Here is an 8,007-nt window from a genome sequence, read left to right as displayed (position 1 = left end):
GCGGGAACGGCCCCGTGGCGGGGTGGTGTGTCGCTGGTCGACCTCGGCAGGCTGCCGCGCATGGCGATATGTCCTCACTCAGGGTGTCCGCGCCCTGGTTCGACGAGACCGGCGGCGAGAGTTCCTGGCTCCCGGGTGTACACCCGGTGACAGTGGCGGGACCGCGCCGGAATCGCACCGGCTTCCTCTCCTGCCGCCGTATTGGCTGAGGCAGTCCACCACGGCCCCCGAAGGGCCGTCAACTTGCCGTTGACCTGCGAGGCTGAAGTGTGCTGAGACCCACAGAGGGGTTTCGGCGGGTGAACCGCGGGCGGGGTGCGCACAGGCCGGCGGGCGGTGCGGGAGGGGTCGCTCCCGCACCGCCCGCCGGACGGTGACGCTCGTGGATCAGGCTGTGACCCGGGCCGGGGTCAGGCCATGATCAGGTAGATCCCGTAGCCCACCGCCGCCGCGCACGCCGCGAAGCAGGCGTAGGCGCCGGTGACGGCCAGGACCGCCGACTCGCCCTGCGCGGCGGCCCGCTCGCGGCGGGACAGGCCGGTGATGCCGAGGGTGAACAGGGCCACCAGGGCCACGGTGACCACGAGGCTGACGCCGAAGACGGAGCCGAGGGCTGCCCAGTCGATCTGCATGGTGCTTCTCTTCCTTCGTACCGGTGCGCGGTCAGACGGTGGTCTTGGCCGGCGTCGCCGGGTCGTTGGGGGCCGGGATGGTGGCCGCGAGCTCCTCGTGCACGGTGCCCGCCGGGGGCGGGGTCACGGCGGCCATCGCCTGCGTCACCACGCCGGCCGGTTCCTCGCCCGGCACCTCGTGGTCGTTGACGTTGGTGTGGTCGACGATCTCGCGCCGGGAGATCTTCCAGATGGCGAAGCTGGAGGCGACCAGGAACACGGCCACGACCGCGGTGCCCCAGCTGCCGAAGCCGCAGATCCACTCGGCGACGGCCGCGACGAAGGCCGCCGCGGGCAGCGTCAGGCCCCAGGCGACGAACATGCGCGTGGCGGTCGACCAGCGGACGACACCGCCCTTGCGGCCCAGGCCCGCGCCCATCACGGCCCCGGAGACGGAGTGCGTGGTGGAGAGGGAGAAACCGAGGTGCGAGGAGGCCAGGATGACCGTCGCGGCGCTGGTCTGGGCGGCGAAGCCCTGCTGCGGCTGGAGGTCGGTCAGGCCCTTGCCCATGGTGCGGATGATGCGCCAGCCGCCGAGGTAGGTGCCGAGCGCGATGGCGACACCCGCGGAGACGATGACCCACAGGGGCGGGTCCGAGTCGGGGGCGAGGACGCCGCCGGCGACCAGGGCGAGCGTGATGATGCCCATCGTCTTCTGCGCGTCGTTGGTGCCGTGGGCCAGCGAGACCAGGCCGGCGGAGGCGATCTGGCCCGCGCGGTAGCCCTTCTCGGAGGCCTTGCCGTCGGCCTTCTTGCCCAGCCGGTAGGTCAGCCGGGTCGCGAACATCGCGGCGAGGCCGGCCACCAGCGGGGCGGCGATGGCGGGGATCAGCACCTTGGTGACGAGGACGTCGCCGTGCACCGCGCCGAAACCGGCGGAGGCGACGGTGGCGCCGATCAGACCGCCCATGAGGGCGTGCGAGGAGCTGGACGGCAGTCCGACCAGCCAGGTCAGCAGGTTCCAGAGGATCGCGCCGACCAGGGCGGCGAAGATGACCTCGGGACGGATGCCCGCCTCGTCGACGAGGCCCTTGGAGATCGTGTTGGCGACCTCCACCGAGAGGAATGCACCCACAAGGTTCAGCACGGCGGACATGGCCACCGCGACCTTGGGCCTCAGCGCACCGGTCGAAATGGTCGTTGCCATCGCGTTCGCGGTGTCGTGGAAACCGTTCGTGAAATCGAACGCGAGTGCGGTTACCACCACAATCGCGAGGATCAGCGAGAAGCTTTCCATTTACCCAGGCAATCGTTCGAAGTCATTGGCTGGTCGAACGTAGGTAACCAGGGTGAACGGAAGATGAACTGGAATGGGCATCGTGGTGACCGTAAGAGGGGGTCGGGGCTCCGCCGGACGGCGCAGTGGGCAGGCGGCCTGGCAGGATCGCCGCATGACGCGGCGGAGACGGGACGGGCGGGAAGCGGAGGACACCGGTGGTCCGGGGGAGGGCCGGCGGGCGAGCGCGCGGGAGGCGGACGCCTGGCGGGAACTCGTCGGCACCGCGCGCCGCACCGTCGCCGACGGGCTCGTCGTCGGCACCTCCGGCAACGTGTCGGTGCGGATCGGCGAGACGGTGCTGGTCACTCCGTCGGGAGTGCCCTACGACCGGCTCACGGCGGACGACGTCACGGGCGTCGACCTCACCGGCCGGCAGGTGCTCGGCACCCTGGTCCCGACCAGCGAGCTGCCCCTGCATCTCGCCGTGTACCGCACCACCGCCGCGCGGGCCGTCGTGCACACGCACGCCGTGCACGCCACGGCCGTCTCCACGCTCGTGGACGAGCTGCCACTGATCCACTACATGGCCGCCGCGCTCGGCGGCCCCGTCCGGGTCGCCGGCTACGCCACCTACGGCACCGCCGAACTGGCCGATAACATGCTCCGCGCCCTCGACGGCCGCAGCGGCTGCCTGCTGCGCAACCACGGCACCGTCACCCACGGCACGAGCCTCCTCCAGGCCTACGACCGCACGGCCCAGCTGGAGTGGATGTGCCGCCTCTGGCTGACCGCCTCCTCCGTCCCCGGCCTGACGCCCGCCCTCCTCACCCGCGACCAGCTCGCGGAGGCCGAACAGCACCTGAGGCACTACGGCCAGCCGAACTGAGTGGCACGGGGCTTCCGCCGCTCACCCGGCGGGCCGCCGGCCACCCCGCCCACTGGCCGGACAGGCCCCCCGCCCCGACACTGGAAGGCGTGCGCACTGTCAGAGCGACGGCCGCTGCCGTCACCGCCGTGATAGGCGCCGGCGCCGCCGCGGTGGCCGCCGGCCGCTTCGCCAGCGACTCCGCCCTCAGGATCCCCGCGGAAGGCCCCCTGCCGACCGAACCCCGCCTCACCGTCCACGCCACAGCCGCCGGCCAGGTCGCCCTCACCCGTGACCTCGCCGCGCTGCGCCCGGGCCGTCACGGCCTCACCGGGGACGGGTTCCACGCGGTCGTCGGGCCCGTGCTGTCCGGCACGTCGAAATCCGCCGACACCGTCGTGCGCCGGCTGGAACGCGTCACGTACGGCACCCCGCAACCCGGCGACCGCGCCTGGCTCACCCCGAACCTCCACGCCGGCGACCCCGGCACCGCCCTCGGCCTGGACCACACCGCCCTGGAGGTCCTCGGCGAACTCGGGCCCGTGCCGATGTGGTTCCTGCCGGGCGTCCGGGACACCTGGGTGATCGCCGTCCACGGGCTCGGCACCACCCGGGAACACGCCATGAACCTCATGGAGTTCCTGCACCGCCACCGCTTCCCGGTGCTCGCCCCCGCCTACCGGGGCGACCCCGGCGCCCCGCGCTCCCCGGACGGCCTCAACCACCTCGGCGAGACCGAGTGGCGCGATCTCGACGCCGTCCTGCACCACGCGGTGCGCTCCGGCGCCCGGCAGGTCGTCCTGCTCGGCTGGTCCATCGGCGCCACCATGGCCCTGCGCACCGCCGCCCGCTCGGAACAGCGCGCCCGTGTGGCCGGCCTCGTCCTCGACTCGCCCGTGCTCAGCTGGGAGGCGACCCTGCGCGCCCTCGCCGCGGCCCACCGCACCCCGGGCCCGCTGCTCCCGCTCGCCGTACGCGCCGCGCAGGGACGCACCGGTCTCTACGGCGAGCGCAGCCCCGGCGCCGTCCACCTGGACCGGATCGAGGTCCCCACCCACATCTTCCACGGCCCCGACGACCGGGTGGCCCCCTGGCGGTTCTCCCGCCGCCTCGCCGCCGCCCACCCGAACACCGTCACCCTGCACACCGTCAGGGGCGCGGCGCACGGCGCGATGTGGAACGCCGGCCCGGACGCCTACGAAGAGGCCCTGCGGCGTTTCCTCACCCCCCTGATGTGAAGCCGGTGCCGCGGATTCCGTTTGGCCCGGTGACATTGGCCTGATCCGGCCCCTCCGGCCCCTTCCCGGCCCGGGGCGCGGGGCGTCCCCGCGCCCCCGCCGTCATTCCGTTTGGGATTTCGGACCGTCACCCGCGAGACTGCATCCGTGACGTCCCGTATCCCGCGCGACTCCAGGCTTCGACTCGTCCGCCCGCGACCCCTGGCCGCCGCCCCCACAGCGATCAACCAGCGGCGCGCGCGCCGCCCCGCGCCCCGCCCCCCGGAGGGCACCCCCGCACCCGCGGAGCTGGCCAGAATGGCGCGCTCCGGCCTGGCCGCCGCGGCCCGCGTCGCCCGCTGGGCCGACGCCGCCCTCGGCCCCGGCGGGGACGGGGCCACCGCCGACGGCAAGGCCACCCTCTCCGACGCGACCGCGGAACGGGCGGCGCGGGCCCTCGGCCTGACCCCCGCTCAGGTGCGCGCCGACTGGGACACCGCCCGCCTGGCCGGTCTCGTCGAGGTGCACGGCGGCACCGCCCGCCCCGGCTGGCGGCTGCGCGCCTGGAACCGCGACGACAGCGCGGTGCTGCGCGGCTGGGTCGCCCTGTGCGACGCCTGGTCGCTCGCCTACCCCGAGCCCGAGGAGTACGAGCCCGCCGCCGTCGCCGAGGTCGTCACGGCCATGCCGCAGGTGCTCTCCTTCCTCCAGCTGTCCGCCGGTCCCGTCCCCGTGCCGCAGCTCCTCGACCTCCTCGAGCAGCGCGTCACCGAGCTGCGCACGGAACGCTGCGAGGTCGACTACGCGCCGCAGGCCGACGCGCCCCGCCCCGCGCTCGCCGATCCGGCCGCCGCCGACGCCCCGCTCGCACCGCTGCTCGACTGGGCGCTGCGCGCCCTCGCCTCCGTCGGCGCCCTCACCTACGGCGACGGACAGGCCACCCTCACCCCGCTGGGCAGCTGGGCGGTGTGGGTCAAGCTGGAGCAGATCTGCGTCGCCGCGCAGAGCCCCGCGGGCAACATCGAGCAGGGCGCCGAGGACATGCTGCGCGGCTGCGCCCAGCTGCGCCCCAACGCCGCCCGCGCCGAGTACCGGGCCTGGCTCGCCGCCCGGCCGGTCGGCAGCGCCGTCACCGAGCTCATCCGCGCCGCGCGCGGCGAGGACGCCCTGCTGCGCGGCCTCGCCTTCGAGGCGCTGCGCGTGGTGGGTGCCCCCGCCGAGCCCGCGGTCCGCACCGTCCTCGGCGAGCCGACGCTGCGGCCGTACGCCCTGCTGTGGCTCGCCGAACACGACGGCGCCGACCCGGAGGACGCCCACGAGGTGCTCACCCGCGAGGAGGCCACCTGGCTCTGGGTGGACACCGCCGCCGCCGTCGCCGACCACGGTGAGGCCCCGCTGCTGGTGCGCCACCTGGAGTCGGCGGTGCAGCCCACCGTCCCGGCGCTGCTCAACGAGGTCCGCGCGGTCGGCCACCCGCGCACCGTGCAGGTCCTGGTCGCCCTCGCCGCCGCCCACCCCGACCCGGCCCTGGCCAAGGCGGTCCGCAGGGCCGCCTTCCAGGTCCACACCGGCGGCTGACCCGCTCCGCCCTCCGGGCGTGAGGACCCTGGTCGCGGCTCCGGCCAGGGTCCCGCCCCCGCGCTCCGGCCCCGCCGGAACGCGCCCTCAGCCCCCGGTCTCCGGCGCGTACGTGCCGAAGCTCCAGACGTTGCCCTCGATGTCGCGGGCCATGTAGTCCCGCGAGCCGTAGTCCTGGTCCGTCGGCGGCATGAGGATCTCCGCGCCCTGCTCCACCGCGCGCCGGTGGTGGGCGTCGACGTCGTCCACCACCACGTACGCCGCCGACGGGCCCGCGCCCTTCATCGCCGTGTCGAACGCCCCGCCGCGGCCCCTGGACCCCAGCATCACCACCCCGTTGCCCTGCACCAGCTCGGCGTGCATCACCGTGCCGTCCTCGCCCTCGTACACCGACAGCTCCCGGAACCCGAACGCCTCCGTGAGCTGACGGATCGCCGCCTTCGCGTCCCCGTACAGCAACGTCGGCACGATGCTCGGACGCCCACCGCCCGTCCCTGCCATGGCGATCACTTCCCTGTGTCTCGCGTACACCGGAATGTCCATCCGCCGCCCAGTGTGGCACCGGCCACCGACGACGGCCCGGACGCACGCACCCGGAAAAGCGCTTGCACGGCCCCGTTAGAATGGCTCCCATGGCCATTCTCCTCGCGCATTAGACGGCGGGAACGTCCTCAGCCGCCCACCGCCACCCCACACCCGCCCTGGAGTCTGTCCGTGATCTCCGCCTCCGGCATCGAGCTGCGCGCCGGTGCCCGCGTGCTCATCGAAAGCGCCACCTTCCGCGTCGCCAAGGGCGACCGCATCGGCCTGGTCGGCCGCAACGGCGCAGGCAAGACCACCCTCACCAAGGTCCTCGCCGGCCAGGGCATCCCCGCCGGCGGCACCGTCACCCGCTCCGGCGAGGTCGGCTACCTGCCCCAGGACCCCCGCACCGGCGACCTCGACGTCCTCGCCCGCGACCGCATCCTCTCCGCCCGCGGCCTCGACGTGCTGATCCGCAAGATGCGCGACAACGAGCAGCGCATCGCGAACGGCCAGGGCGCCACCCGTGAGAAGGCGCTCCGCCAGTACGAGCGCCAGGAGACGGAGTTCCTCACCAAGGGCGGATACGCCGCCGAGGCCGAGGCCGCCACCATCGCCGCCGCGCTGAACCTGCCCGACCGCGTGCTGGGCCAGCCCCTGCACACCCTCTCCGGCGGTCAGCGCCGCCGCGTCGAGCTCGCCAGGATCCTGTTCTCCGACGCGGACACCCTGCTGCTCGACGAGCCGACCAACCACCTCGACGCCGACTCGATCGTCTGGCTGCGCGACTACCTCAAGACCTACCGCGGCGGCTTCATCGTCATCTCCCACGACGTGGACCTGGTCGAGACGGTCGTCAACAAGGTGTTCTACCTGGACGCCAACCGCGCCACCATCGACGTCTACAACATGGGCTGGAAGCTCTACCAGCAGCAGCGCGAGGCCGACGAGAAGCGCCGCCGGCGCGAGCGGCAGAACGCCGAGAAGAAGGCCGCCGCGCTCAACGCGCAGGCCGACAAGATGCGCGCCAAGGCCACCAAGACGGTCGCCGCGCAGAACATGGCCCGCCGCGCCGAGCGCCTGCTGTCCGGCCTGGAGGACGTCCGCCAGTCCGACAAGGTCGCCAAGCTGCGCTTCCCCGAGCCCTCGCCCTGCGGCAAGACCCCGCTGATGGCCGAGGGACTGTCGAAGTCGTACGGCTCCCTGGAGATCTTCACCGACGTCAGCCTGGCCATCGACAAGGGCTCCCGGGTCGTCATCCTCGGTCTCAACGGCGCGGGCAAGACCACCCTGCTGCGGCTGCTGGGCGGCGTCGAGCAGCCGGACACCGGCGCCGTCGTCCCCGGCCACGGCCTCAAGCTCGGCTACTACGCCCAGGAGCACGAGACCCTCGACCCCGACCGCACGGTCCTGGAGAACATGCGCTCCGCGGCGCCCGACCTGGACCTGGTCGAGGTCCGCAAGGTGCTCGGCTCGTTCCTGTTCTCCGGCGAGGACGTGGACAAGCCGGCCGGTGTCCTCTCCGGCGGCGAGAAGACCCGTCTCGCCCTCGCCACCCTCGTCGTGTCGTCGGCGAACGTGCTGCTGCTCGACGAGCCGACCAACAACCTGGACCCGGCCAGCCGCGAGGAGATCCTCGGTGCCCTGCGCACCTACAAGGGCGCGGTCGTCCTCGTCACCCACGACGAGGGCGCCGTCGAGGCGCTCCAGCCGGAGCGGATCATCCTGCTGCCGGACGGCGTCGAGGACCTGTGGGGCTCCGACTACGCGGACCTGGTCGCCCTCGCCTGAGGCGGCCCGCCCGTCAGCCGGGGTTGATCGAAGGTGTGATCCACGGCGTATGGATCATTCGGCCCACCGGTGATCCATCATTCGTGTGAGATCTCCTCATCCCGAGGTGTGTCCTACACCGATGTCGCGGCCGAGCTCCCGGTG

7 protein-coding genes and 1 riboswitch are annotated in these 8,007 nt (G+C 73.5%); of the genes, 4 read left to right on the top strand and 3 right to left on the bottom strand.

Annotation, left to right across the window (positions count from 1 at the left end):
- Window positions 1-96: 96 nt before the first annotated feature.
- Window positions 97-238, bottom strand: a riboswitch (cobalamin riboswitch).
- Between the two features lie 172 nt (window positions 239-410).
- The gene (locus IE118_RS00295; protein WP_189555144.1) at window positions 411-632 is read right to left on the bottom strand and encodes a hypothetical protein; all 222 of its coding nucleotides are present in this window, start codon (window positions 630-632) and stop codon (window positions 411-413) included.
- A gap of 31 nt (window positions 633-663) precedes the next feature.
- Window positions 664-1,908, bottom strand: coding sequence for an inorganic phosphate transporter (locus IE118_RS00290; RefSeq protein ID WP_189555143.1), 1,245 nt, complete (start codon window positions 1,906-1,908; stop codon window positions 664-666).
- A gap of 154 nt (window positions 1,909-2,062) precedes the next feature.
- On the opposite strand from IE118_RS00290, the gene IE118_RS00285 reads away from it, so the two are divergent.
- The 3 genes from IE118_RS00285 to IE118_RS00275 all read left to right on the top strand — a co-directional run bounded on the left by IE118_RS00285 (window position 2,063) and on the right by IE118_RS00275 (window position 5,550).
- Window positions 2,063-2,776 carry a class II aldolase/adducin family protein gene (locus IE118_RS00285; RefSeq protein WP_189555142.1) on the top strand — a complete coding sequence of 238 codons (714 nt, stop codon included), beginning with the start codon at window positions 2,063-2,065 and terminating at the stop codon, window positions 2,774-2,776.
- An 89-nt stretch (window positions 2,777-2,865) separates the two neighbouring features.
- Entirely contained in the window at window positions 2,866-3,993 is a 1,128-nt protein-coding gene (locus IE118_RS00280; RefSeq protein WP_189555141.1) for an alpha/beta hydrolase, read from the top strand.
- Between the two features lie 147 nt (window positions 3,994-4,140).
- Entirely contained in the window at window positions 4,141-5,550 is a 1,410-nt protein-coding gene (locus IE118_RS00275) for a hypothetical protein (protein WP_189555140.1), read from the top strand.
- Between the two features lie 87 nt (window positions 5,551-5,637).
- Here the strand turns inward: IE118_RS00275 and IE118_RS00270 are convergent, their stop codons facing one another.
- A complete protein-coding gene (locus IE118_RS00270) occupies window positions 5,638-6,051 on the bottom strand; it encodes a VOC family protein (protein WP_189555139.1) in 414 nt (137 codons plus the stop codon).
- A gap of 213 nt (window positions 6,052-6,264) precedes the next feature.
- Here IE118_RS00270 and IE118_RS00265 point away from each other — a divergent pair, with 213 nt between their 5' ends.
- Window positions 6,265-7,863, top strand: coding sequence for an ABC-F family ATP-binding cassette domain-containing protein (locus IE118_RS00265; RefSeq protein ID WP_189555138.1), 1,599 nt, complete (start codon window positions 6,265-6,267; stop codon window positions 7,861-7,863).
- Window positions 7,864-8,007: the final 144 nt, after the last annotated feature.

Origin of the sequence: Streptomyces pilosus, assembly GCF_014649835.1 — a bacterium.
Classification (GTDB): domain Bacteria; phylum Actinomycetota; class Actinomycetes; order Streptomycetales; family Streptomycetaceae; genus Streptomyces; species Streptomyces pilosus.
Note: the sequence above shows the minus strand (reverse complement) of the source record. Positions and strands in the feature narration are given on the sequence as shown.